At 36.9% G+C, this 25752-nt stretch carries 23 protein-coding genes and 1 pseudogene; 1 reads left to right on the top strand and 23 read right to left on the bottom strand.

Annotation, left to right across the window (positions count from 1 at the left end; genetic code table 11):
• Nucleotides 1–36: 36 nt before the first annotated feature.
• The 8 genes and pseudogenes from I5677_RS02965 to I5677_RS02930 all read right to left on the bottom strand — a co-directional run bounded on the left by I5677_RS02965 (nt 37) and on the right by I5677_RS02930 (nt 6715).
• Nucleotides 37–462: a DUF1492 domain-containing protein gene (locus I5677_RS02965; protein WP_197660081.1), complete on the bottom strand. Its 426-nt coding sequence runs from the start codon at nt 460–462 to the stop codon at nt 37–39.
• On the bottom strand, nt 459–683 hold the full coding sequence (locus I5677_RS02960; RefSeq protein ID WP_197660080.1) for a hypothetical protein: 225 nt from the start codon (nt 681–683) through the stop codon (nt 459–461). Before I5677_RS02960 ends, I5677_RS02965 begins: the two co-directional genes overlap by 4 nt.
• Nucleotides 680–2037: pseudogene (locus tag I5677_RS02955) on the bottom strand (SNF2-related protein). The gene I5677_RS02960 and the pseudogene I5677_RS02955 overlap by 4 nt, the downstream one beginning before the upstream one ends.
• A complete protein-coding gene (locus I5677_RS02950; RefSeq protein WP_197660079.1) occupies nt 2034–2321 on the bottom strand; it encodes a VRR-NUC domain-containing protein in 288 nt (95 codons plus the stop codon). The pseudogene I5677_RS02955 and the gene I5677_RS02950 overlap by 4 nt, the downstream one beginning before the upstream one ends.
• 214 nt (nt 2322–2535) lie before the next feature.
• Nucleotides 2536–4893, bottom strand: a complete 2358-nt coding sequence (locus I5677_RS02945; protein ID WP_197660078.1) for a virulence-associated E family protein — start codon at nt 4891–4893, stop codon at nt 2536–2538.
• Nucleotides 4890–5321: a DUF7768 domain-containing protein gene (locus I5677_RS02940; RefSeq protein ID WP_197660077.1), complete on the bottom strand. Its 432-nt coding sequence runs from the start codon at nt 5319–5321 to the stop codon at nt 4890–4892. The genes I5677_RS02945 and I5677_RS02940 overlap by 4 nt, the downstream gene beginning before the upstream one ends.
• Nucleotide 5322: 1 nt before the next feature.
• A complete protein-coding gene (locus I5677_RS02935) occupies nt 5323–6102 on the bottom strand; it encodes a phage antirepressor KilAC domain-containing protein (protein ID WP_197660076.1) in 780 nt (259 codons plus the stop codon).
• 64 nt (nt 6103–6166) lie between these two features.
• Nucleotides 6167–6715: a sigma-70 family RNA polymerase sigma factor gene (locus tag I5677_RS02930; protein ID WP_197660075.1), complete on the bottom strand. Its 549-nt coding sequence runs from the start codon at nt 6713–6715 to the stop codon at nt 6167–6169.
• Nucleotides 6716–7169: 454 nt separating this feature from the next.
• Here I5677_RS02930 and I5677_RS02925 point away from each other — a divergent pair, with 454 nt between their 5' ends.
• On the top strand, nt 7170–8354 hold the full coding sequence (locus I5677_RS02925; protein WP_197660074.1) for a hypothetical protein: 1185 nt from the start codon (nt 7170–7172) through the stop codon (nt 8352–8354).
• 48 nt (nt 8355–8402) lie between these two features.
• Here the strand turns inward: I5677_RS02925 and I5677_RS02920 are convergent, their stop codons facing one another.
• The 15 genes from I5677_RS02920 to I5677_RS02850 all read right to left on the bottom strand — a co-directional run bounded on the left by I5677_RS02920 (nt 8403) and on the right by I5677_RS02850 (nt 25751).
• Nucleotides 8403–9656, bottom strand: a complete 1254-nt coding sequence (locus I5677_RS02920; protein ID WP_197660073.1) for an LlaJI family restriction endonuclease — start codon at nt 9654–9656, stop codon at nt 8403–8405.
• Nucleotides 9657–9694: 38 nt separating this feature from the next.
• A complete protein-coding gene (locus tag I5677_RS02915) occupies nt 9695–11527 on the bottom strand; it encodes an AAA family ATPase (protein WP_197660072.1) in 1833 nt (610 codons plus the stop codon).
• Nucleotides 11528–11541: 14 nt separating this feature from the next.
• On the bottom strand, nt 11542–12681 hold the full coding sequence (locus tag I5677_RS02910) for a DNA cytosine methyltransferase (RefSeq protein ID WP_197660071.1): 1140 nt from the start codon (nt 12679–12681) through the stop codon (nt 11542–11544).
• A 9-nt stretch (nt 12682–12690) separates the two neighbouring features.
• The gene (locus I5677_RS02905) at nt 12691–14085 is read right to left on the bottom strand and encodes a DNA cytosine methyltransferase (protein ID WP_197660070.1); all 1395 of its coding nucleotides are present in this window, start codon (nt 14083–14085) and stop codon (nt 12691–12693) included.
• Nucleotides 14086–14472: 387 nt separating this feature from the next.
• The gene (gene rlmD, locus I5677_RS02900) at nt 14473–15852 is read right to left on the bottom strand and encodes a 23S rRNA (uracil(1939)-C(5))-methyltransferase RlmD (RefSeq protein ID WP_197660069.1); all 1380 of its coding nucleotides are present in this window, start codon (nt 15850–15852) and stop codon (nt 14473–14475) included.
• A 621-nt stretch (nt 15853–16473) separates the two neighbouring features.
• Entirely contained in the window at nt 16474–17703 is a 1230-nt protein-coding gene (locus tag I5677_RS02895; protein ID WP_197660068.1) for a hypothetical protein, read from the bottom strand.
• A 172-nt stretch (nt 17704–17875) separates the two neighbouring features.
• On the bottom strand, nt 17876–20185 hold the full coding sequence (locus I5677_RS17390) for a spermidine synthase (RefSeq protein WP_197660067.1): 2310 nt from the start codon (nt 20183–20185) through the stop codon (nt 17876–17878).
• Nucleotides 20186–20432: 247 nt separating this feature from the next.
• Complete coding sequence (locus I5677_RS02885; RefSeq protein WP_243456473.1) at nt 20433–20753, bottom strand: hypothetical protein; 321 nt, start codon at nt 20751–20753, stop codon at nt 20433–20435.
• Between the two features lie 126 nt (nt 20754–20879).
• Nucleotides 20880–22259: a sensor histidine kinase gene (locus I5677_RS17385; protein ID WP_197660066.1), complete on the bottom strand. Its 1380-nt coding sequence runs from the start codon at nt 22257–22259 to the stop codon at nt 20880–20882.
• Entirely contained in the window at nt 22256–22942 is a 687-nt protein-coding gene (locus I5677_RS02875) for a response regulator transcription factor (RefSeq protein ID WP_197660065.1), read from the bottom strand. Before I5677_RS02875 ends, I5677_RS17385 begins: the two co-directional genes overlap by 4 nt.
• Before the next feature lie 67 nt (nt 22943–23009).
• Nucleotides 23010–23264, bottom strand: a complete 255-nt coding sequence (locus tag I5677_RS02870; protein WP_197660064.1) for an SHOCT domain-containing protein — start codon at nt 23262–23264, stop codon at nt 23010–23012.
• 15 nt (nt 23265–23279) lie between these two features.
• The gene (locus I5677_RS02865) at nt 23280–23459 is read right to left on the bottom strand and encodes an SHOCT domain-containing protein (RefSeq protein WP_197660063.1); all 180 of its coding nucleotides are present in this window, start codon (nt 23457–23459) and stop codon (nt 23280–23282) included.
• Between the two features lie 34 nt (nt 23460–23493).
• Nucleotides 23494–23853: a hypothetical protein gene (locus I5677_RS02860; protein WP_197660062.1), complete on the bottom strand. Its 360-nt coding sequence runs from the start codon at nt 23851–23853 to the stop codon at nt 23494–23496.
• Nucleotides 23854–24094: 241 nt separating this feature from the next.
• Nucleotides 24095–25012 carry an ABC transporter permease gene (locus tag I5677_RS02855; RefSeq protein WP_197660061.1) on the bottom strand — a complete coding sequence of 306 codons (918 nt, stop codon included), beginning with the start codon at nt 25010–25012 and terminating at the stop codon, nt 24095–24097.
• Nucleotides 24984–25751, bottom strand: a complete 768-nt coding sequence (locus I5677_RS02850; protein ID WP_197660060.1) for an ABC transporter permease — start codon at nt 25749–25751, stop codon at nt 24984–24986. The genes I5677_RS02855 and I5677_RS02850 overlap by 29 nt, the downstream gene beginning before the upstream one ends.
• Nucleotide 25752 lies beyond the last annotated feature (1 nt).

Raw genomic sequence — 25752 nt, 5'->3', positions numbered from 1 at the left:
TGGTATCTTGTTGCAAAGTGTTGCAGAATGTGCAAACTATATTTTAATAGGATTTTCAGGAAGAGTTACATGGTTAAGTGCTGCATTGTGCCACCTATAAACTGTTGTTCTATCGGCATTGAGTTCATCACCGATTTGCTCCCAGGTGAAGTTATGCACATACCGATAGCGTAAGACCATGCGTTCATCCGTGTCTGCAACCTCGTTTATAACACACCTTATCTGCTCTTTGAGTGCTACAAGGTTATCCACCTCAGCATTTATTTTACTTTCTAAATCTATAATCCGCTCTAAACATCTTACAAACTTTGCATCTGTACTTCGTGAAGTTTGCACCTTCTCATCCCAGCTTGGTGATGATACACTTGTTGCCATTTCTCTAAGGCACTCCATTTCCTCAATGTCAGATTGTATTCTTTTATCAAGCCGATATGCTTGGTGTAAATATTCCTTTACTTTCATCCTTTACTTACCTCCAATCTTAAATTTTTGATTAGGAAATTCCCATCAACAGAGGTAAGTTCTCTATACCAATCAGAATGGAAGAACCTCTCCACCTCGGATATCATGTCCTTCGCAGAATCATAGCGGCGACGTTTTTTCAGTTTCTTTAGTGCATCCCTATAATCCTTGACAGCTTGCAGGATAATAGCATTTGCAAGTTGCTCATAAGGGTCGGTCATCGCAACACCTCCAATTTTGCTTTTACAGCTTCAATTAAAGAGGCTTGTGTTTTTTCTTTTCTTGTAAGTGCGGCCATAACATCTTCATCTATGGTGTCTTTGGCAATAATGTGGTGAATCACAACCGTTTCATTTTGACCTTGCCTATAAAGGCGGGCATTGGTTTGCTGATACAACTCTAAAGACCAGGTAAGTCCAAACCATATAAGGGTAGAACCGCCACTTTGAAGATTGAGACCGTGTCCTGCACTTGCCGGGTGAATAACAGCGATAGGGATACTGCCGTTATTCCAATCTTCAATATCCTTCGATGTCTTTATCTGCCTAACGGGAAATCTCTTCTGGATTCGCTCCAGGTCATGCTTATACCAGTAGGCAACAAGCACCGGTTTTCCGTTTGCTCCTTCAATCAAGTCCTCCAGTGCATCAAGCTTTCTGTCATGAATCAAATGCGCCTTGTTTTTATCATCATAGACGGCACCGTTGGCCATCTGCAGGAGTTTGCCGGAAAGCACTGCAGCATTTACTGCATCGATTTCCTCGTTACCTAAATTTGCAACCATCTCATCTCGGAAATCCGAATAAATGCTCCATTCTTTTTCACTGAGATAAACAGGTACTTCATTTATGACGCATTCAGGCATTTTAAGATAATCATCAGACTTCATGGATATCGTAATATCAGATATTTGGCTGTATATCTTTTCTTCAGCACCCGGTAGTGGCTTATATGAAAAGATAATCTCAGCATTTCGCTTATCTGGTACAAAGTAGGCGCTACGGTAGTGGGTTATGTACCTTCCAAGTCTTTGACCTAAATCAAGGACACGAAACTCTGCCCATAAATCCATAAGTCCGTTACTTGAAGGTGTTCCCGTCAAACCTACAATTCTTCTTACAGATGGTCTTACTTTCAGAAGGCTTTTAAATCGCTTTGCACCATAGGACTTAAAAGAAGATAACTCATCGATGACAACCATATCGAAGTCAAAGGGAATACCGCTTTTGTTGACAAGCCAGTCTACATTTTCACGATTAATGATATAAATGGTGGCTCTTTTCAAAAGGGCATTGATTCTATCTTTTTCCGTTCCTACAGCCACAGAGTAAGATAAGCCTTTGAGGTGATTCCACTTTTTTATTTCCGCAGGCCATGTTTGAGATGCAACTCTTAATGGCGCAATCACAAGAACCTTTCTTATTTCAAATTTATCAAGACATAGGTCAAACAATGCAGTAAGAGTGATTGCCGTTTTTCCTAACCTAAGCCCATATCAAGGAATATTGCAGATATTGGCTTGCTCTCGATAAAATCAATTGTATACTGCTGATAATCATGTGGTATGAACTTCATTCGGCATCACCTCCCATCGTTCGTAACACTTCATCAATCTGCTCTACGCTATCAATGCAGTAAACTGAAAAACCTAACGCTTCCAGTTGTCTTTTTCGCCTTACTTGCAGAGGACGCATCATTTTGCCCGGTGCTTTTAATTCAATAAATGCGATTCTACCCATAGGAAGTAGCACAAGGCGGTCTGGCATACCATTAAATCCTGGACTTACAAACTTCGGGGCAATGCCTCCCATGTTTTTAACTGCTGCTATCAATTTTTGCTCTATATATTTTTCTTGCATAATGTCCTCCATTTCTTATTGGGGAACAACAGGCACAACTTTGAACGATTTTTCCTATATGCGCGCACACACAACATTTCTACTATTACTTTTTTATTTATTACTAAGTAGTAAAAGTCTTGTTCCTGTTATTCCCATTAAGCCGAAGTATCGATATTTGCTACGGTTTTAAGAAAACAACTATAGGAAACAACTAAAGAACAAGGAACTACCTTTACCTTTTTCGCTCGTAACAACGTTGCTTGCCGTAAATCGGAAAATTGCTTGTTCCGTTCTTGTTCCCGGTGTACTTGTTCCAATCACCGATCTTCTTCATAATGCCTGCGATGGCATAAGAGTCTGCAGGTTTCATGGCTGCCGCCTCTTTACCGAAGCATTCGCACCAGATTTCCATATTACAAACAAGGGTACGTTCTACCGTACCAACATGAGATTCTCCACCAAATTCACTACCGTTTAGGAAGTTTCTACGCTCGTAAGCTGACATGGTATCCCAATCCTCCGGCAAAAGCGTATCGAGATAAGTACGGACCAGCCCTTCACGCTCATCACTTTCCATGGCATCATCCTGCTCACTGGTAGCTAAATGCACATCATCACCTTCAAGGTAGAGTTTTTCGCCCTTCTCATAAAGCACCAGTGTTTCTGCCCATATCTGCTCAACATCATAAACAGACATCTGCCAGGCTTTCTTCTTACCGTTACCACTGATACGAACTGGCCAGAACCGTCTGTTGCCCGTAATATCTCGAAGAAATCCACTCTCTGCATTGGTAGAACCTACAATTACACACTGACGGGGATGGCTTTCTACATTGACACCGTAGCTGGCACGGTATTTGTCATCACACCTTGATATAAAGGATTTCACAACTTCCACATCGGTCTTACGCATTCCGGCAAGTTCCCCAAGTTCCAGCATCCAATATCCCTGCAGTTTTTCGGGACCGGCTTTATCCTTCATATCCGTTAGGGTCAAGCTATCAGAAAACCAATCTCCTGCAAGTTTCGCAAAGAAGGTTGATTTGCCGATTCCCTGTGGACCATTAAGGATAAGTACACTATCAAACTTTGTGCCTGGATGATAAATGCGTGCTACCGCAGCAACCATTGTCTTTCTTGTAACGGCTTTTGTATAGGAATTGTCCGTTGCTCCGAAATAATCAACAAGCAGAGTTTCAACTCTGTCAATACCATCCCAATCCGAAAGGTTATCGAGGTATTCTTTTATAGGATGATAGGCTCGCTCTGCTGCCACAGCAAGAATCGCATCTTTCGTCTTAGTTGGGGAGTAGACCCCATATTTATTAGATATATACACTTTTAGGGCGGCATTGTCCGAGTCATTCCACCCTTCCTTCATCTGGCTCCAAGGTAGACCGTTTCTTGCATCAATACCGTCACGATGTTTGTTAAAGGCAAGGGACTGAAGCTCCGGGTCATTTCGGATAATAAGGACGATGTTGTCGAGGGTGTCCTTAATCTTACCTTGTTTATCAAGTTCAAGTGCCGTCTGCCAAGTGTCCTCAGTAAATTCAGCCGTTGCCTGATCCATACGCTCTTTGGCAAACTGAGCCTTTACTTCATCGTCCTTAATAGCAAATTCACACATAGCAACATAGGATGGCAGCTTACTCGGAGATGTAGCCTCCGATGCTCTGTCATCCAAATTGCCAAACTTATGAATACGGACAAGATCAAAAGCATTAAGAAGTCTCCCGCTTGCTGGATCTGTCGCGTGGTGGGAATAAGCAAACTTATCATCATAGATAATGACACCTGCACTTGAGTCAGCCGGCATATAATCATATCTGCCTGTCATTGCTGAAGGTTCATATACATCCTCCAGAAACTTTTCAATCGCATCTGTTACTGAATAGGTACGGCAGAAAGTGCCGACCACACCTTCCTTGGAAAGCGGGTCAGCTTGTTCTTTTAATGAACGTTCTATTACCTCTGATTGCCTTGAGGATACAGGCCAGGTACTTGTGTCATGCCAATCATCATATTTATTAAGAAACACTTCCGGGTCAAGGAGTGAGCCGTCTTTTTCTTCATATATAAACTCACCGTTTCTTGATGTAGATGGCCAATACATCAGTCTTTCCGGTTCATAGGTAGTGTCATCAAAAAGGTCAATGCCTACCTCCTTTGCGACCATACGGCTGACTGCAGCATATTCTTCCTCTCCCACATCGCGGGATAGGGGAATGATCAGCCTAAGCCTTGGATTTTCTGGGGTATGCTTATGGGTAGAATAAATACAGCACTGATATGGAAAGAATGTGCAGAGTTCACCCCATATACCGCTTGTGCCATAGTCCATATCAAGGGTTAGCATGGAGCGTGACAGCACGTTGCCTTTTTTCCGTCTGCCGTCTTTTAAGTGACCACCGACAAAACCGCCGACATCTTTGATTGAATCCTGCCCACCCTTTTTCATCTTTCGGTATTCTTCCACGGTTTCAGTGGTACGCTGTGTGGTCTTAACACGGGAGCAGAAATCCTCCCAACTGATATCACTGTTCTTCCACCTTTTATCCATTCGGCTGTTGCCGTATGCTATCTTCATAGAGCATCTACCTCCTCAAAATTTCTATTGAAATATCTGACCAGCTGTCTGCGTTTTCTTGCCTTTTCAATTTCAATACTCATCCCCCTTGAAATAACATCACCAAGCACCCACACTTCCTGGCATTTACCCATAAGGATGATATCCATGAAAATAGCGAGGTCACGCTCTTTCTCGTTGCTGTCATCCATGAACGGAAATAGAAGGTGTGGGGTCAGTGGGATACATCCACAATTAAAAGCAAATCCTGCAAACTGAGTAGCCTTTAATACATTTTCCTTAACAGCCCCATTAAATGGTGCGCATATATAAACCAAAGGACGGAAGGCGGGTTTTGATACCGCCTTATCCTTTCTTTCAATATTGGTAAGTGCTTGATATGGCACTAAGTCCATGTAGCCTTCAGAGTTTTTCATATCAATTCCCATATCACACCTCCAGCTCAATCTGCGGATAGATACCGTCAGCCTTTAGCTGTTCATAGATAAAGAGCCTGCCTTTTTGCGTCCACTTTGTGTGAACCTTGGTATGTTCAAAACCATTACTGTCCTCATAAACATGGGTATTGGTTCTTGTATAACCTTTGTCTGCGTGTTTCTGATATAAAAGCCAGGTATCACTTTGCTTAAATTGAATGCCCTTGTCATGGAGATACTCATTCATGCGAATGCCGCTCCAGCCATAGTCCTTGGCAATAACAGAGATGTTTACAGCATCCTTACATTTTAGAACCACATCATAATAGGTGGCTTTCGGTTTCATCTCAGCAATCTGCTGCTGTTGTACTGCAACTGCTGCCGTAAGAGCTTTATTTCTTTCACGTTCTTCTTTAAGAGCAGTAAAGGCGGCAATAGCAAGGTCGGGATTTGCAAGTAAATCGTCTGTTGCATAGATACCATGCTTGCGAATAGCGGGGAGTACCTCATTTGTAACCCAACGCTTGAACTTTTTAGCATTTGGCATTTTGCTTGAGAGGATAAGACTGTAAAGACCGGATTCGTTTATAATGATAGTTTCCTTATCCTGCGTTCCATCGAAAAACATTGCTTTCTGCCTGTCCTCTTCATCAACATGGCGGTTTATATCTCGACTACCGTTTTGGTACCCGAGGATATCCGTCACATCCTTACCGACAAAATACGGCTGCCCACCAATAGTTGTAGTACGTACAGAGCCAAACTCTGCATTTCTGTAAATTTGTAATTCCATTAGAATTACCTCCTTATAATTTTTTGGAGGCCTTGACCTCCTACCTGGTAGCCACAGGAGAAGGTCAAATCTGATGATTTTCAAAAAATTCTTTAAGTTTTTTCTCTGAACGCTTTAACTTTTGGCTGATGTTATTTTCGTCAGCATCGATAGAGCGAGCATATTCACGGATTGGTATGCCATCAATGCGTACTGCGATGAACATATCCGCCCAATCTTTCTTTTTACCAAGTGCCTTATGTATCCATTGGCAAATATCTTCATACTCGTAGAGGCGATTACGCTCAACCTCCTGTGAATCATCAGCGATGGTATCCATTACATCCGTTTCATCTTCAGCCTCATCATCTTTACGATAAGGGGTATCTGGTTTACCAAGATGCCTATGAAATCTGCGCCAGTTGTTGTATTCCTTACTGTTCATAAGGTCTAACATTTCCTGTACAGTCTCACAACGCTTTACTTCTGCCTTCTTTTCTGGCTTTGCCTCTGCAAGACGTTGCTCATAGTCGATATCCAGCATGATACTGTAATCATCATCCGGAATATCAATTGTGGTGTAGAACTTGTGGCCGTTTTTGATGTTTTCTTCGTACAAAACTCGAATCTTCATTAAGTATTCCTTTCCGTCCCGGCATTGGGCGGCGGAATACAAAAAGAGCCTGCGGTGAAGATGACCACAGACTCCGCTTGTCCTTAAAATGGGCGCACGAAATCACGGTGGGTGCATCTTCATTCCAAACACAGTCTTTATCACTGTGTTCTGAACTCTTATGCATCCCGCCGTCCTAATGCGCATCTCGGACATTGAGATTTATTTTCTATCGATGTATCTCGGTAGTATCTTTATTGTACGAAATATTTAATAGTAATAAAATTCCAGATAAATACCCATTCATTTCCTGCAATGAATAATGGTTTCATATTGAAAAACATATTATTTCAGTGTATAATAAGGAATAATATGGTCATTAATGAATAGTTTTTATGAGAATCAAAACAGAAAGTAATGGGTTATGTAATTTTTTGAGTGATTATAATTGAAGAAAAGGTAGGAGAACCGGCTTATGGCAGGAAAAATATCGGAAATTTTTTTGAATAATATGTTTGAGTGTGATGGCTATACCTGCCATTGCGAAAAAGATATAGAAAATATGGCCCCAGGAATTCCTCCTAAGACCACACTGAAATTGTATTGTGAGTTGGATAAGCCTCTGCTTTTTTCTTATGCTCCTAGAGCGGGATTAAATCTTACCGGTGTTGCTGGCGGTGTTATAGAGAAAAACATTCTTGGCAAGTTACTGGCTATTCCAGATGGGGATATAGATAAGCATATAGAATTTTTTGAGACATATGGATTTTTACTACCTATACAAAGTAATGAGTATGAATCTATAGATGCCGATGTATTAATTGAAATAGTGAACAGAATCAAGGCTACTTTATACCTTATGAATGCAATCGCAGGTCAGAAAGACTATAAACGCATTTTGATCTACACCGCATATCTACTTTATAAGCCACAAATTACATTAAATCTGTCAGAAGTGGAGTATTCAACTTGCAGGCACAGATTCACGGAATTGATAGAAAACTATAATCTATTCGTGGATTTAAACAGAAACCAAGAAGTCTTTAATAGTGGGAAATTCTCCGTTCCAGATACCATGACAGGTTGCAATAACCCTATTGAAATAGAATTTTTTAATGCTGTCCGCAGCGGTGCTGATACTGACCTTGTCGGAAGTAAAAGTGTGTGGTTTAAACATCTGTTTGCTATGTACACCGGTTTATCGTGCGAAGATGAGAATCTTCGAACAATCATAGATTTCTTTTATCATTACCAAGTAGAGGTAGGAATTTTTAAGGAAATCCATTTTAAAAAAATTACATATTTTGTAGCTCCAACAAGAGACAATTTCACAGATGAAATGAAAACCGCCCTTCTTAAAATTGCGCGTATTGTTATTTCTGAAGAAATCAACCATAACATTGCAGGCATTCATCCAAAATATGAAGCTGATAAACTTGCACCAACATGGCAAGTGAGCAATCTACTCCAAGCCCTTTATTTTTCAATTTTTTATATGAAACCAGGAGTAGAAATTTATAAAGAATGCAAAAATCCAAACTGCAAACGTGACAAGTTCTTTTTGGTTGAAGCAACGCGCACAAATAAGGAGTACTGTTGTGTTCAATGTTCTCGCGCCGCAGCAGCACAACGATTCCGTAATCGAAAGCTTGATAAATAAGACAAAAAAACAAGGCTCTACCAATTAAGGTAGCGCCTTGTTTCATTTTTATATTGATGATGCTGGGACAGGTCCTCTGGTCAAGACCTTTTCAATGCACCCAGCCATTTCTTTTTTCTGTTGGTCTGAAGTACCAATGTAATTATACATGAGATAACGAGTATCAACTACGATACCTTGAATACGTTCATAATTCTTTACATTCGGTTTCCAATCACTAACGGCTTCTCCTATATTGCCGAAGTTGCTATTCAACATGAACAGGTTGTTTTCCTTATTATAAGGCATTATGAAAGCATTATATAGTTTCTCATTGGGCAGGCATCTTGTTTGTTCAATATACTCTCCGTATGTAATTTGCTTATTGATATCCGCACTATTTGGTAGGTGTTCAGGCTTTGGGTCCCAACCATACCGATACAATTTTGCATCAAGCACATAGCACCTATCCCCATAAATCATTATTGTATCCGGTTGAAGAGGTCTTTTCTCTTTATCCCTACCATAATCCAAAAGCCAACGAGTACGAGGAAAGTACTGCTCTTTATCCTCAACACCAAATGCTTTATCTATCATGCGTTCCCATACATTTTCAAAGAAATCTGTGCCAAAGAAGTATTGCTTATCAGAACTTCTTTCATCAATGTAAACGAGCATATCACGCATAGCATTAAACAACTCTTGTTCAACATCATCATTTGTTGCTACAAGCTTTTTATCAAGAATATAAATTGACTCTTTTATACCCGGGTGGGGACCTGGCTTGTCAGGCATAAAAGGAACATACAACCACCCCATCTTCTCAAAAGCCTCATACACACAGAAACGGTGTATCTGAGTAATCTGCTTATTTGCATTTGGGGTTACAGAGCGAACTGTCATGTTCGTAAAAACCAAGGAGCCATTTTTCTGAACTAAAGCCCTCTGCTCTCTTACAGTACGTGGCCAGGATGTTTTGCCTTTGGTATCTGTCCGAAACTGAGGGTCTGTTTCAATATAGTAGCGCCCCATTCTCAGAAAGCTCCTTATTACCTTAAGGTATGCGTGCATTGGAAAGTCCACTGTTCTTGGTGCCTCAAACTTTGAAACTTCAATTACACGGTCTTCTTTCATAAACGCAGCCAAAACTCCAAGTAAGTTATTAATGTCGACACGGAGATCATCATCGTTTGCTGGTAGCTGATATCCTATAGGAAAATAAATAATGGCATCATCTGTGTCCGCTTTAACACCAACAAAACTATCACCATCATCATTTGTATTGACATGGCAACGGTCTCTAATATTCTTTTGTAAGTCCATGGGTAATCACCGCCTCTCTTTACTTGTTTTCAAAATTACTATTGCTGTGCAGTATAGAGAGTATCACGGACAGTCTGTTTGAATATTTTGAAACGATCATGTCCCGTTGAATAAATAAACGTGCGGATAACTTTTTCAAGGTTGTCCATACCATCCGTATCAAAAAGAGCCTCTGGATTAAACTTGAAGGCATCGTCCCACAAATACTTGATTACCTTTTCAGGGAATAAACGATTGTGCATAACTGCCTCTCGAATTTCCTTCAAACGAGATTTCTGCTCAGCTGTGATTGTGCCTAATCGTTCAGAACCAAGTAACGAATTATACTCAACCAGAAGAGTAGCATGACCTTCAGAAGGGAGTGCTCTTGAGTCAAATGTAAGATCATTTTCATGCACGAAATATACACCAAGCCGCTTATCCTCAGCAGATGCCATCTTGGCTTTATTTCCAACGATAATATTATTTACAGTTTCACAGAAGCGTTTCCAAGTAACATCAGTATCTAAAATTTCTGCATCGGCCAGCGATGGACGTACATTGTCAAAGTTATTTTCAATAAGTCTCATCTGCCATCTACGTTGGAAAGCAGTATCAAGTGTGAATACATTCTGGTCAGATGTATTCATTGTGCCAATTATAGAAAGGTTGGAAGGGATACGAACCTTATGTGCCGGATTTCCATAAATAAATTCTGCCATATATTTATGGGTAATACCGTACTCACTCGTTCCTACCAGAAAACCATCATCGCCATCCTGCATCTCAACTTTTCGATCAAGTAGTTGAAATACCTCTCCAAAAATTGCGGGTGCATTACCACGGTTAATTTCCTCAATTATAAGGATGTATTTGCTCATCGGATTGTGATATGCATTAGAAAGAATCGTAGTAAATGGTCCAGGTGTAAATTCGTATGTAACTTGTTTATCTTCATCTACCACAGGCAGAATCTGTCCAACGAAATCTGAATTTGTATAATCCGGATGGAAAACCAAACGATCAACAATGCTATCTTCATTGCAATACTCATGCTCAATAGTCCAACTCTTTCCAGAACCAGGAACACCATATAGAAGTATATTAGTTCCCCCAGGAGTTCTATCAACCTTATCATAGTTGACATTTTCCCTATCATCGTCTATAAGTGGCTCATCACAATCCATATCAATATTATAAATTTTTAGATTACACAAACGAGAACGATACTTTTCAAGAACTTCAGGTGCAACAATTATATGTTTACCACCCGTTGTATCATCATCCTCAGCCAAAAATCCCCATCGTACCAAAATCATGATTGGCTTACAATCTACATATTTAGTTGCCTCTTCACCAAGTGTAAGGTTGCCGCTACTCCTAAATTGCCTTAATTCTGATAACGAATCTGTGTAGTTTCCACCTATATCTTCTAGTTTCCACAACAGATAAGCAAATTCTTTGTAAGTCAGATATCCCAGATCCATACTCGCTCTGATAAAAAGTGCAGGTGGCTCTACATCAGAATCGCTTTCAGGACAACCGAAATTATTTCTACCGAATTTTACAGTTTCAAGTGCATTCATTAAAACCGACTGCACTTTGCCCGTATCCTCTGATTTAATAGCAATGTACATTTCCTTACCCGAACCTGTGATTCTTCTCATAGATTGAGGGTTATTGATGTTTTCCCATTCGGTAAACCCAAAATAGGATGTAATTTGTGCTTTTTTTGTATAGGAAGAAGAGTACTGGTCATCTCCTATCATTGCTTTTAATCTTTCTTTATAGATATCATTGCTTAACCATCCGTCTGCCTCATAATATATTTGTAGAACGGATTCTATTTCGTTCAACAAGGCACTATTTTTAGGCATTACTATTTTCCCCATATTGTATATCCTCCTTATAATTGTACAAGTAAGGCATTCATGATTTCTCGAACAAGTCGAGAAGGGATACCTTCACCAATACACTTGCGTATAAAAGTATCTTTTGCCCATTCTGGTATTGCCCAGTTAACGGGTAGTGACATTACAATTAGCAATTCGTATATTGTCAACACTCGAGCATCAGAGTACAGAATCTCGCCAGAAACATTCTCGTACGGTCTGCCTGGGTGAACGCAAGCTAATGAGGAAATAACACCATTGTTTTGTGTTATTGTTCTACATGGCATATCCCACTTTAAACGTCTATAGTGATTATGATGTGCTTTTACAGGTACTCCATCAGCCTTCTGCGGATAGAACTTTTCGTTATAAATAGCCGATTTACCAGTTGGTGTGTGCATCATCCATTCAACCTGTTTCCAAGAATGAGTTGGCGGATAATGCCATTTCGATACGGCAAGAGCGGCTTCTTTTTTTTCTTCATACTGAGGAAATCTACAGTGTGTTTCATTTAATCCTTCCCTCAAGAAAGGATCAAGAGAAGGTAAATCTCCAATCGCTTCTTTTAAAGTTATTTCCTTTTGTTTATCAGGGAATTCCCAAACATATGGCTGATCTTTTCGTACTAAGAGGAATATGTTACGTTCCCTTAATTGAGGAACACCATAATCTTTTGCCATCACAAGTGTTTCCTTGTTAAAATTGTACTCTTGTCCTAATTCTGACTTTATGTATTCAGGGATTAAAACAATCTTATCTCCATATTTAATTTTTGTTGTAAGCTGCTTTGGAACATTTTCTAATAATACAAATTTGGGCTTTATCCTTTTTATTACATCAATGGCATACGATATAAGTTGATTTCTTGAATCGTATTCTAGCCTTAACCCCGCTTCACTCATTCCCTGGCACGGCGGGGTAGCAATAATGAAATTTACGTTTTGATCTATAGATAATTTGACGATTTTATCCCTAATGGAATCAACTGTTATATCACCACAAATCATATTTGTGTTTTTATAGACATCCTGATAAAATTTTGCTCTATCTACATCTATCTCATTTGCTATGCGAATATCTATCCCTAATTCCTCAAAATAGGCTTCAGCGACACCTACATTTGAAAAAAGAGAAAGACCTCTTAATTTTTCCATAATAACCTCCTATATTAATTTCTCAAAGACCTTTTTTACAAATAAAGGAGGTATTCCCTCTCCAATTATCCTTCTTAAAAAAGCTTCTGAAGTATTTTCTGGTACTGGCCAATCACTTGGGATGCTCATGATTTTCATGAGTTCATACAATGTTAATGCTCTTGCGTCAGAATATATAACATCCCCATTTTCATCAATGTATTCCTCTCTTCCAGGGTGAACATTGTCTTGAGAAGAAATTTTCCTATTATCCATAGTCACTGTATATGCCGGTGTATCCCAATTTTGACGTTTATATGTGTTGCGAAAACCTTTAACGGCTTCTCCATTAGATTTCACCGGGTAAAATACAGGGTTGTCAAAAGCTGTTTTTCCAGAAGGAGTGTGTTGCATAGCTACAACCTGACGCTTTATATGGTGAGGTGGTTTATGCCATTTAGAAATCTGTAATGCTCTATCGCGTCGTTCATAATAATGAGGGAATATTTTTAATAGTTCTTTTTCGTCTACATCTGTAACAAAAGGATCTAACTTGGGCAGATCACCTATTGCATCTCTCATGGTGATTACTTTCTCATCTTTTTCTGGAATAATCCATTCTTTATTTTTAGCTTTGCGCGTCAATAACACAATGGCTCGTTCTCTTGATTGTGGAACAGAATAGTCTTTAGTATCTATAACTGAGCCATTAATTATATAGTCGTTGCCCAACTCGCTTTCGAGAAGTTCAGGAATGAGAATTTTCTTATCCCCAACCTTAATTTCAGTATTAAAAAACATAGGTACATTTTCAATTAGAGCATATTTAGGCTTAATTTCTTTTATAGCATCGATAACTTGACAAACAAGTCTATTTCTTTCATCATCAACAACCTTTTGTCCTACAGTACTCATTCCTTGACAGGGGGGTGTAGCCATAATAATATTTACACCTCTGTCGACAGATTCCCTAACAATTTTATCAAAAATCTCTCTGTTGGTAATATCACCACAGATCATATGTGTTTCTGGGTAAATCTTTGAGTACAGAATTGCTCGTCTTTCTACCAGCTCATTAGCTATAACCACATCAATTCCTATTTCTTTTAAATAAGCCTCAGCAACACCTATATTGGCGAATAAAGACAATAATTTCATGCCACTTTGTCTTTCGGTACAAAGCGTCTCATGAGAATTTACAAACTCAAAATATAATTTCACGGCTTTCTTAATTTGGGAACGCACATCAACAGAGAGTGCCTGGTAGGCTTCAGATTGTTCCAAACGAAATTGATATACCGTGTCATTGAACCAAGGAAGTATATTATCAGCTCTTTTAAATCTTGATACATGATTACTAATGGTTTTTACAGAATAATCTTTGTTTTCTGTAAGCCATAGTTTAAAATTACTTAAATCTATCATGGGGTAGCCTCATTTCATCAAATAAATAGTGCAAATTTAACATAACTAAGTATATCATGTTCCGTTTTCGGCGTCAAGTACTTGACGCCTTTTGTTGAAAATAATTTTTGTTTCTAATTTTTTTGCTACAGCAATTTTGTCAACTTAACCCCATTTTTACAGTAATTTTATCCACTCGCCACATTTTTTACAGTAATTTTATCCACTCGCCACATTTTTTACAGTAATTCCGTCAACTCACAAGGCAAAAAGTAATTTTATCCACACAACCCTACGATTTTTCAATTTTGGATATGTTCTTACAATAAAAAATCCGTGACCTAGAACCCAGCTTGAATATGAGTTCAAAATCACGGAAATCCCTTTATATCAAGCACTATTACACTCTTATTTCTCAACCCTTGACATCAATACAACCGTCTCAACGTGAACCGTCTGCGGAAACATATCCACCGCACATGCTTTTACCACCTTATATCCCCTTGCCTGTAGTAACTCAAGATCACGTACAAGGGAGGTAGGCTTGCAGGAGATATATACAATTCGATCCACTCCAAAATTGATGATTTTATCCAACGCCTTTGGATGTATTCCTTCTCGTGGTGGATCAAGAACAATGATATCCGGTTTATTCTCCTTTAGTTCATCAATTACCTTTAACACATCCCCGGAGATAAACTCACAGTTAGTCAGTCCGTTCATTGCAGCGTTATCTCTGGCTGCTTCGACTGCTTCCTCGACAATCTCCACACCGGTTACTTTGCCTGCAACCGGAGCCAGAAGCTGAGCAATCGTTCCGGTACCGCTGTATAAGTCAAATATATTCTTATCTTTGGTTTCTCCAACGTAATCCCTTGCCTTAGTATAAAGTACTTCCGCTCCTAAGGAATTGGTCTGGAAGAAAGAAAAGATGGATATCTTGAATTTCAGATCCAATAATTCCTCATACAGATACTCTCTTCCATATAAAATTCTCATATGGTCACTCTTAATCACATCTGCCTGACTGTCATTATAGGTATGAAGAATACCGACTATCTCACCCTCTAAGGAGAGTTTTTGAAGCAACCCAACCATGGGTTCAAATACATCTACTTGATGTTCCGGTTCCTGCGAAGAGGTTACGATATTAATCAATATCTCCCCTGTTTTAGCTCCCTTTCTAACCAAAAGATGTCTAAGATATCCTTCGTGGCGTAGCTTACGGTAGTAACCAAGCCCCTGCTCCGAACAATAATCTAATACACAGGTAAGGATTTTATTATAGTCCTTATCCACTATTGCACAATGATTAACCGTAAGGATATCATGAAAGCTACCCTTCTTATGAAGTCCGAGGGCTAAGGGACCGTCCTTATACTCATCCCCAAAGGAAAATTCCATCTTATTACGATAGCCCCATTCCTTAGGGCTTCCCAGTATACCCTCAAAGGTATAATCTTCACATACCTGGTCAAGTAATCGCTTCACCTGGTCTTTCTTCATTGTAAGCTGATCATCATAGGACATAGTCTGATAGCTGCAACCTCCACAACCATCAAAAAAGCTGGTACATTCCTGTCCTCTTGTCTCAAGTGGTGATTTTTCTATAACTTCAAATAATTTGCCTTCCGCCCTTCCGCTACGAATTTTGTTGATTGCAAAACTTACTTTTTGTCCCGGAATACTGTTTTTTACAATAACTTTATCTTCTTCTATCTTAACGATTCCCTTATTCGGAAAATCAACTCTTTCTACTCTTCCTTCATAAATCTGTCCTTTTTTCATATATCAAACTGAGTGTTACGTATTTATGACGATCAGATAATCAAAGAGCATATTAATTACTGCTAGCATCTCATAATTTATCAGGCAACTCCTTCAGATGTCATAATCAAACAGAAACACCCATTCCTCCTTCCAAGTCCTTATTATTAATATGATTAGAGTCCTATTCACCTTATAAGCAAATATAATTCTTAAGGTTTTTATATAGCGCATTCTCTAATTTACCTATATAGGTGCGACACTCTAAATCTACTATTCCATTTATAAGTAAATATGATAGAAATATTTACTTATTCATGTACCGCTACCATTATAAAGTCTCTCCTTGTTTTTGTCTACCTTAGTATTAAAACTATCTTCCACGATTACCTATAAGTATGCTTAAATGACCATAGATATATTAATCCTTATCTGGTGAACCATAGTTATTACCTATTTTTTTATCAATATATCGTTTAATGTAAAAGGACAAAAAAATATATATCCAACGTCGATACATTATCATTATCAACGTTGGATATTGTTATTAGTATTTTATGAAATTGTTAAGTTCTAATTTATTTTGCTGGTAATTATTCATATATATTATTCAATCCTCATAATACATGTAAAATCTACTACTTATTCCGGAGTAACTTTATAAACAGAATATTCAGAAGCATCACGCATATTATCCAAAGTAAATTCTACCGGAATATAGGTATCATCACCTATAAATACTTCACCTGATATATGATAGTATGACATATCAGTCTGTAAATCAGCATGTATTTCTAATACTGTATTTTCTAAATTACCAATATCTCTTGTGTCTCCTGTATCATCCATTCCCTGATATAATGTTATTTTCGTATTCTGCAACAAACCGAATACTGCAAAATTAAGAGGAAAGCCCTCAGGATTATCAACAAAAGGCATATGATCCAGCATCCTATAATTAGAACCATCTTCAGGATATTGAGGAACAATTACGGCTGCATAATCTCCGTAACTAATTTTATCTCCTCTTATTGTTTCAGATTGATATACCGTTAAATCTGGAAATTGGTTCCCACTAGTATTGACATCATAGATAACATTAGTAACAAACCCTAACTCGCTATCATATTTGGTATAATCAATTTCTTGCAACAGCTCCTGTGTACCTTCTGTTAGATTATGACGGGTCAGTGTATAAGTAAATTCAGTTAAATCACCATTTATCTCCCCTATATCCTCGATATCAGCTCCGGGGCCGGCGTATCTGTAATAGGTTACCATGTTTAAAGTATGTATTACAGACACACCATTATACTCATAAATATCCATTGAGGTTTCTTGAATACCTGATCCGCTTGTATCTTTTTGAACTACTAACAATCCATCCTGATAGGATGGGGTATTACCGTTCTTTGCCAATATAATATCTGAATCTATTCTTTCATATACTCCTGTATCAGCACTTATTATTTCCATTTTATTGTACCAGTCAGCACCATAAGTACTTACTAGCAATGCTTCCTCTTTGCCGTCGCCGGTAATATCAAAATGATACATTTCCCAGGTGTCAAAGCTATCTCTTGAAATATCTACGATATTATCTTTCACAAATTCATATATCGCATCTTTATTCCTGATATCAGCAGTACCTTCTTCTTTCACTTCAACGTCTTGATTGGAGGATTGATTATCTACTTGCTTCTTTTCATCCTCAGTGGAGTCGGTAGTCGTCTCTTCTGCTTCCAATTCCTTTTCTAATTCTGCTCTGATTTCATCTCTTAATTCTTCTTCTGTTTTTTTATTCGAACCACATCCTGCAAAGCTTGTAAAAACTAGCCCAATTAATGTCAAAAATAATAGAATCTTTTTCATAACTCCTCCTGAATACTAAAATTTTTGTAAACCATAGAACATCTATTTATACCATATTTGCACATATTTTGCAACAATTCTATATATATCCAGGTTTAGGAGTTGTAGTTTCAATATTTATCCAATTTATAGCTCGAATAAATGCTAACTATACTTCTATTATTTTATTTTCTTAAGAATTAATCATAGCTGTTTTGTTATCAAATTTAACTTCATTAAAAAAGCTAACCAATACATAAACCACGATACCTACTGTCATGGCTCCTGTAAAACCGATTAACATTGAAAGCACAGTTGATAATACAGATCCAATCACCGATGTTATTCCATTGACACCCCACATAACAGGGACTATTTCTTTCTTTCCGCTTTCACCAATTAACTTAATGCCCCTGGGGAATGGCATTCCCATAAAGAACCCTTGTATCATTACCAAGATAACCGCAATTAGAACTCTTGCGATTAAAGCCAGATTTGATGTACTCTCAAAGATAAGGTTAAGTGTCAGTAGTAATATTATGTTAATGAATGCGACCATAGCAGCAGGTAAATAAAAGGCTTTTAATTTATTAAATATTATCTTATGACTAAAGTATCCGCCAATTCCACTTCCAACTAATAGTCCTGCCAGAACAAAGGTAAATGCTAAGGTTGGGTGTCCCAGATATAGAATAAATTTTTGAATAAGTGGTACCTCAATCATCATAAAACCCATACCTAGAAGTCCAAAATACGTCGTTTGTGTGGTCGCTCTATTCTTTATAACAAATGGTGTAAACATAACAAAGCTTCCTATGATTAATATGATTAAAATGAATAATAGAATCCCTGGTACCCCTTTGTAATAATTATAAAAGTATGGTTTATCATCCGTGGCAGGAATTACATTAATTTCAAAACTTTCAATATATTCATTTAATGACATTTGCCCTTGCTTTATTTTTTTGAAGGGACCTTCCTCATATACGTTTGGTACAAATATTGTTAAAATACCATTTTCAGTCGCTAGTTTATTAATTTCATTACTCTCTTCCATACTAAATGGTTTGTTTTTTATGATTACTGTCGGGGAATGAAGCTCAACTCCTCCATGTCTTACCGAGACATTCGATATTAACGCCATATAGTTTGGTATTTCATTCATAGGAATGCCTCTCTCACTCAATGTCTGAAGTGCTGTTGCTATAATCTTACTAAAGTCATTAATACCATGAGCCAAAAATGCTATTTTTCCGTTATTATTTAAGCTGTCTAGATAATCATTCATTGCTTCCATGGTATAAATATAGTTTTCTGATAATGAATATCCCATTCCTTGCGTTGTGTTGGTCATAACAAGTGACATAAATATCAAGTCATACGTTTCCTTTGATTTTCTTACAAAGTTTCTACCATCTTCACCAAATACTTTAACTTCCGGTCTGTTATATATATTTCCATTGAATTCGCTAAAGGCTTTTACAGCATCTATACTGGATGTATTTATTTCAACTGCCGTAATATCTTGACTGCCACCTGCCAGAGCATATAAAACGTCACTACCACCACCGGTTCCGATCAGTAGTGTTTTATTATTTTCCCCAATTGCAAAGGGTAAATAACTGATTTCACTTTTATACTTTTCCAGATTCTCCACATTGCCATCAAACTTATGCATAGGTGCATTGGCTGAACCATCGATGGTTACAACCATCGAATCTTCATCATCATATTTAATCACATCCGTGCGGGAGAACTCATTCCACTTTGTATAAACGATTTCCGGTGACATTCCGTTCCTTTTTAGGTTACCATATGTTTTATGCTCATTTTTTGTAATACCCATGAAGTTTTTTTCAATTGAATAAATATATTGACCGGGTAATAGTAATCCTGTAATCATAATGAAAAGTAATATAAAACCAGCAGTCTTTAATTTCTTAAGCGATGGTAAAATTAAAGCAGGTATGATTACGATAATACTTAACGTTAAAACTGTCCGTATCATTCCTGTTTGATTCAACAGTAATATTATTACCATACTTCCTATACCGGATCCAATCAGGTCTACAAAGTAAAGCTTTCCACTAATATCTGTAAATGAAGTAAATAAGATTGAATATAAAAAACCTCCTATTATAAAAGAAGCAATACCTAAAAAGATATAAATAATCACACTATTCGTAAAGGATAAAAAATAAATCAATAGAAATGAGGATATAAAGCTTAATGATAAAGAGATCGATAGCATACCTATACTATCTTTCCACGCTTCTGTTTTAATAGCATCAAATGCATACCTTTTATTTTTTCTTAATAAGTATGCTATAATACTACCAATACCTAGCCCAAACACTGCTAAAGATGTGATAAGAAAAACATAATGATAAGACAATATAGCTGAATAGATTCTTGTTAAAATTACCTGATATAAAAATAATGATACTGATATAAAGAAAATACTAAGTAATATAAATGTTTTAACCTTTTTTGTTATTACCACAACAAAATCTCCTCTCAACTGATATACTTGCTTAGTAATATACTATAATTATCTGAAGAATTAATGGAGATTAGACAAAAACAGATAAAAAGAATTGTCCTTAGAACATTATCCGCGCCTAAAGTGTTCACGAAGTTATAATTTTCCTTACGCTTGAGTGAACATACTTAGCAGAGGCAATATCCTATTACATAAAAATGGGATTGTTTCTTCATTGCAAGAATCAATCCCATTTTTAGATATCATATTAAAATCTTCTACTTTCTTTTTCGCTAAGCATCATTTCCTTCTGAGTATTTGTTTCTTTACCATGTTTATTTCCCTTAAACATCATAAACATCATACCGCCCATCATTACAGGACATATAAATGGGGCTATAACCCCTAAGATTGCTGCAACTCCCGAATTAATACTAGCAATTAAGGGCAATGCTAATATAATTAAAATAGGTAATCCGCAGCATATTATCATATGAAGTATATGTTTTTTGGGACTATGATTATGGTTATGACATCCTTTTGCATTGTTATCTGTAACATCTGTGTTATCCGTATTTTCCGTATTCATAAGAAACCTCCTAATTTAAAAACTTATTTCCGAACTATATTATAAGGCTTCTATGTGAAGATATAATGGAGAATTGTCCTTCTATCTATACTTTCTTTCTGCATGTAATTCTGATAATTGCATATCTTATGAAATAACTCGAGGAAACGATAAAACAAATCTACTACCTTGATTAATTTCCGATACAACAGAAATTGTTCCATGAATACTTTTCATATTCTCTTTCGCTATATAAAGCCCCAAGCCATCTCCTGATTGCCCCATTGATTTTTCATTTTTATAATATGCATTAAAAATCTTGTCCAAATCTTGTTTACTAATTCCTGATCCATTGTCTTCAATAACTAAGACAATATTATCCTGATTTATCTGGTAAGATACCAATACTTTTCCCTTTGAGTTAGTAAATTTATAAGCATTGGTCAGGATATTATAAACCGTTTGACTTAAGCGATATTTATCTGTTTTAAGCATTACTTTTTCTTTCGCATTTACTTTCAGTTCAATATTTTTCTTTTCAAACTGTGCTTTGAGACCATTCATAATCTGTCTAATCAGCTGGCTCAGCTCAAATTCTTCAATTGTCAATGAGTTTTCGATTTTTTCTGCATCGATCATATTACTCATGTTGGTAATAATCGCTGTGATATTATCGATCTGATTTTCACATATTTTTATTTCTTCCGGAACAAATTCGATAATCCCATCTTCAATTCCTTCCAGATGAGTTCTTAATATCGTAAGCGGTGTTCTGGTCTGGTGTACCAATTCATCAATCAGGGTTTTCCTGCTTTTATGTCTGATTTTTAACCTTGACTGGAGTGATTTCAAACTCTGTTGTATAACATTAATTTCTTTAACCTTTGAATAACGTACCGGTATATCCTCTCCGATATCAAGATTTTGTGCTATTTCTGAAGTATGAATCAAATCTCTGCTCATTTTACGACTGACTAAAATCCCTATCACAATTGCCACAGTAAGTACAATACCTATAGATATAATACTGTTTTTTATGAGTGAGGATTGAAACATCCAAATAGCAACAGAATTTTCAGCAGAGCTATATTTTGTTATATTAACCTGACCAATTACTCTGCCGTTATCCGTTATTTTGGAGTAATCTACTTCTTCAAACCTGCTATCCATCATTCTACCCATCATATGGTTCATCATCCCATGCATTGTAGAATTACCAATATAAGATCTTACATCAGCACTGACATCAGATATCAGATTTCCATCTATATCATAGACTTTAATCCGGGTAATGGGGTCAACCAAATGAGTCTCTAAATCAACCGATATTTGACGTGGGGAATAGCTGTCAATCTTTAACGAATTAGATAAGTATTCAATAATTTGATTAAAATGTTGGTTGTAATTGTCTTTTATATAATCTTTAAAATACCTATTTGTCAACGTACTTAATACCAGAGTATTAATGATAACAGATATGATTGCTATTAAAATTAATACGATAAGCCACTGTCTTTTTACTGTCACCCCTCATCACCCCCAAATATATAACCTGCTCCATATTTTGTTATAAGAATTTTAGGGTTTTTAGGATCGTCTTCTATCTTTTGACGGATTCTCTTTATAAAACTATCTATGTTTCTGTCATAGCCTTCATAATCGTTACCATAGGCCAGTTCAATTAATTGTTCCCTGGTGAGAACCTGTCCTTTATTCTTAAATAAAACAAACAACAGCTTATATTCAGCTGCGGTCAGCGCTATCTGATTGTCATTTTTTATAAGCTTCATACTCTTTGTATATAGTTTCAAATTTTTGAAACTATATATGATTTCGTCAGCTTCTTGGTAAACGCGTTTTAGGAATACTTGAATCCGCTTCATCAATTCTCTGGGACTAAATGGCTTGATTACATAATCATCTGCTCCGATTTCAAATCCTTTTAAGCGGTCAACTTCATCCTGTTTTGCTGTTAACATAATTACAGGCACATCGGAAGTTTTTCTAATTTCCTTCAAAACTTCATATCCGTTAATACCCGGCATCATAATATCAAGAAGAATAAGGTGAAATTCCCGGTCACCAAATAACTCCAGAGCTTCAAACCCATGATTGGCTACAGCTACACCATAGCCCTCCTTCGCGATATATTTTTTTAAAACATCGCTTATTTCTTTTTGGTCTTCCACGACTAAAATTTGATAAACCATTCCCTTAACCTCGTCCTTTGACTTCTATCTTTACTCGCTATAGTAAGATAAATCAGTTATCTAATAACTAACGTTCTATTACGCTTTTTCTTCTGAGATATTCATCCTCTGTAATATCTCCCTTAACATATAGTAATTTAAGGTTTTCCAAAGTTTCTGAAGATGCCCTCTTCTTCTTATTATTATGAACGAAAAGATAGAAAAGTAAAGCAATTATTATTAATAAGCCTACTCCAATCGTAATGCCCCATCCATTATTGAAGAATCCAAAACCGGAGCAAAAACCATTGCCATAACTATCATTGAAATATCGATACATCATAGGAATACCTCCTTATCATCTAATTGTTTTTTTCATTCTTATAAATGTCTCTTCATCTATTTCACCGTTTACATAACGCATTTTTAATACGTCCACTGCCGAAGTATCCTGTCTTCGTGTTATATTTATTCTTTCATTGTCATTAAATATATAATACAGGATTATAATTAATAAAATCCAAAAGAATATCATCATATAGATACCTCCTTATCATAAGGGTGATTTAATATTACCGAAAGCATCCAGCTCCACCACCCATAGCATTGTGCATTGAAATCATATCTTCTTTATCAATTCTCTCCATCATTGACGCCATATTACCATATCCGTATTCCCTCATAAGATCAATCATCTTTTGATAATCTTCATCGGATAGATTGTTCATAAAATCATCCATTGCAGAATAATTACCGTCCTTAATCTCCTTAGCTAATTCGCCATATCCATATTGCTCCATCATATCATACATGGAATTAACTGAGGGCCGATAATTTTGTCTCTGACTCCCCCTTTCCCTAGCAAAGGCAATTGTTGTTGTACCTAGGGCAAGCACTAATGCGGCTCCAATTATCAGTTTTCTTAACATCATATTATTAACCTCCTTTTTTAATAAAGTTGTTTTGTTACTATAGTCTTATTGTACAAGACGATTATGGCTGAAATATGGATAAGTGAATATAAAACCTCCCAATTGATACAATAGGAAAGTAATCAATTGGGAGGAAGCTTTGAATGATAGTTTGTTCCATACAGCTCTGCGCCATATTCGCTATTTTATCATCCAGAAAAACCATGTGACCGATATCTTAATTTTTTTTGGTACCTCACACCTATAAGAGTTTTGTTAATTCTATCATCCACCTCACAGGACTAATAGTACTTAATATCTGTAAGAGTTTTGGCATACTCTCGATTGCAACAAAGGCTCCCCCCAGAAGAGATAATACTGCTGCCAGAGAAGATGCCGTTATATTCGCCTGTACTTCACTCTTACTAAATAAACTGACTAAAATAGAGAAAACAACTGAAATCAAAGCCACGGCTACAGCCATTATTATTGAGGCCATAAAGTTGAGTCTAAAACCACTTTGTACAAGGGATAATATAAGAATGCTTGCACTAATCTGAATAAAGGTAATAATGAAATTATATAATCCATACCCTATTACATAACCACCGGACTTTATACTTGCAAATCGGTACCTGGTATAGGTTCCGTTATTACGATCTAAGATCATAGGGGCAGCATGGATGGTAGATATAATCATAAATAATGTGATTAACAAGGCAACAGACCTTTGTGTCGCAGTCAGTGTTTTCTGAGACAGGCCACTAAGATTTATCTCTTTATGATTTCTAATCGCCTCCTGTATTGAGGTATGAAGCAGTGCTTTTTTGCTCTCATTTTGAAAGGAAAGAAGTTCAAAATTCTCCGGTGCATCACTCTCCCGATAATCCATCACTACATGATATTTTCCTGATATCAAATCAGTATTTAAGGAAGCCTCTTTAACATCTTCGATTTTCATACCCTTTGATATCTCAATAATAGGGTATACTTTTTCATTTAGAGTTTCTTTTATATTCGGATTGCCAACCAGTATTCCTATTCGAAAGGAAGGCCCTCCTAGCTTAATGGATCCGGCAATTAGACATAGGATTACCGGTAACAAAAAGGTGATCCCGAACAGTAATTTATGATGTAAGCTTCTTCTTAGATTATTTTTCATAACCAGGTAAATCCCCATGGATAAATTCCTCCTTTCGAAACCGAACGATTGCCAGTAAGGTAAAACCAGTGCCAATGAGTATTAATATAAGGCTAATCTTATATAAGTAATCTCTATCACCGTCATAAAGGTAGCGAAACATACTCTGATTAATCCAGGTTAAGGGTGAAAGTTTAAGCAATAATTCCAGCTTGTCATTCATAGTCCCAATGGGATAAAATGCACCACCAAGAATAGCTGCCGCACACAAGGGAAGATTGATAATATTCTTAATGACTATAAAATTCTTCATCCCAAGTCCGATAAACATACCTATAGCACAAAAACAGTATGCCTCGGCTGTTAATAAAAATATAATTGCCCAAAACTCACCGTATATCGGCAATTGAAAAACCAGTTTAACAAACAGTAATACAATGATATTACATACACTGATAATAACTGTACAAGATAGAAGCTTCGAAAGTACAATCTGTGTTTTAAATATTGGTGCATATAGAAATCTCATTGCAGTTTTTTTATAAGCCTCTTCCTTTCCTACATAAGCTGCGGTTATCATAGCCATAGCGATACAAAACGGTAAGATAACCAAAGAATAATAGTGATAGCTTGTAAACTCCTTCCCATAACTGCCGGCCAATAGATACCCCAGTAACAAGGTCAGAAGAATTGGAAAGATAATATTGTATCCGATTAAAAATCCATCCTTATACCGACGCTTCATATCATAACTTAATAATACGCCTAACTCTCTCATA

It is taken from the genome of Mobilitalea sibirica, from assembly GCF_015999265.1.
GTDB lineage: Bacteria > Bacillota > Clostridia > Lachnospirales > Lachnospiraceae > Mobilitalea > Mobilitalea sibirica.
Note: the sequence above shows the minus strand (reverse complement) of the source record. Positions and strands in the feature narration are given on the sequence as shown.

What these genes read in the sequence shown, in the direction of transcription:
- I5677_RS02965 (WP_197660081.1), bottom strand. Translation starts at nt 462, where the DNA reads ATGAAAGTAAAGGAATATTTACACCAAGCATATCGGCTTGATAAAAGA.
- I5677_RS02960 (WP_197660080.1), bottom strand. Translation starts at nt 683, where the DNA reads ATGACCGACCCTTATGAGCAACTTGCAAATGCTATTATCCTGCAAGCT.
- I5677_RS02950 (WP_197660079.1), bottom strand. Translation starts at nt 2,321, where the DNA reads ATGCAAGAAAAATATATAGAGCAAAAATTGATAGCAGCAGTTAAAAAC.
- I5677_RS02945 (WP_197660078.1), bottom strand. Translation starts at nt 4,893, where the DNA reads ATGAAGATAGCATACGGCAACAGCCGAATGGATAAAAGGTGGAAGAAC.
- I5677_RS02940 (WP_197660077.1), bottom strand. Translation starts at nt 5,321, where the DNA reads ATGGGAATTGATATGAAAAACTCTGAAGGCTACATGGACTTAGTGCCA.
- I5677_RS02935 (WP_197660076.1), bottom strand. Translation starts at nt 6,102, where the DNA reads ATGGAATTACAAATTTACAGAAATGCAGAGTTTGGCTCTGTACGTACT.
- I5677_RS02930 (WP_197660075.1), bottom strand. Translation starts at nt 6,715, where the DNA reads ATGAAGATTCGAGTTTTGTACGAAGAAAACATCAAAAACGGCCACAAG.
- I5677_RS02925 (WP_197660074.1), top strand. Translation starts at nt 7,170, where the DNA reads ATGGCAGGAAAAATATCGGAAATTTTTTTGAATAATATGTTTGAGTGT.
- I5677_RS02920 (WP_197660073.1), bottom strand. Translation starts at nt 9,656, where the DNA reads ATGGACTTACAAAAGAATATTAGAGACCGTTGCCATGTCAATACAAAT.
- I5677_RS02915 (WP_197660072.1), bottom strand. Translation starts at nt 11,527, where the DNA reads ATGGGGAAAATAGTAATGCCTAAAAATAGTGCCTTGTTGAACGAAATA.
- I5677_RS02910 (WP_197660071.1), bottom strand. Translation starts at nt 12,681, where the DNA reads ATGGAAAAATTAAGAGGTCTTTCTCTTTTTTCAAATGTAGGTGTCGCT.
- I5677_RS02905 (WP_197660070.1), bottom strand. Translation starts at nt 14,085, where the DNA reads ATGATAGATTTAAGTAATTTTAAACTATGGCTTACAGAAAACAAAGAT.
- rlmD (WP_197660069.1), bottom strand. Translation starts at nt 15,852, where the DNA reads ATGAAAAAAGGACAGATTTATGAAGGAAGAGTAGAAAGAGTTGATTTT.
- I5677_RS02895 (WP_197660068.1), bottom strand. Translation starts at nt 17,703, where the DNA reads ATGAAAAAGATTCTATTATTTTTGACATTAATTGGGCTAGTTTTTACA.
- I5677_RS02885 (WP_243456473.1), bottom strand. Translation starts at nt 20,753, where the DNA reads ATGAATACGGAAAATACGGATAACACAGATGTTACAGATAACAATGCA.
- I5677_RS02875 (WP_197660065.1), bottom strand. Translation starts at nt 22,942, where the DNA reads ATGGTTTATCAAATTTTAGTCGTGGAAGACCAAAAAGAAATAAGCGAT.
- I5677_RS02870 (WP_197660064.1), bottom strand. Translation starts at nt 23,264, where the DNA reads ATGATGTATCGATATTTCAATGATAGTTATGGCAATGGTTTTTGCTCC.
- I5677_RS02865 (WP_197660063.1), bottom strand. Translation starts at nt 23,459, where the DNA reads ATGATGATATTCTTTTGGATTTTATTAATTATAATCCTGTATTATATA.
- I5677_RS02860 (WP_197660062.1), bottom strand. Translation starts at nt 23,853, where the DNA reads ATGATGTTAAGAAAACTGATAATTGGAGCCGCATTAGTGCTTGCCCTA.
- I5677_RS02855 (WP_197660061.1), bottom strand. Translation starts at nt 25,012, where the DNA reads ATGGGGATTTACCTGGTTATGAAAAATAATCTAAGAAGAAGCTTACAT.
- I5677_RS02850 (WP_197660060.1), bottom strand. Translation starts at nt 25,751, where the DNA reads ATGAGAGAGTTAGGCGTATTATTAAGTTATGATATGAAGCGTCGGTAT.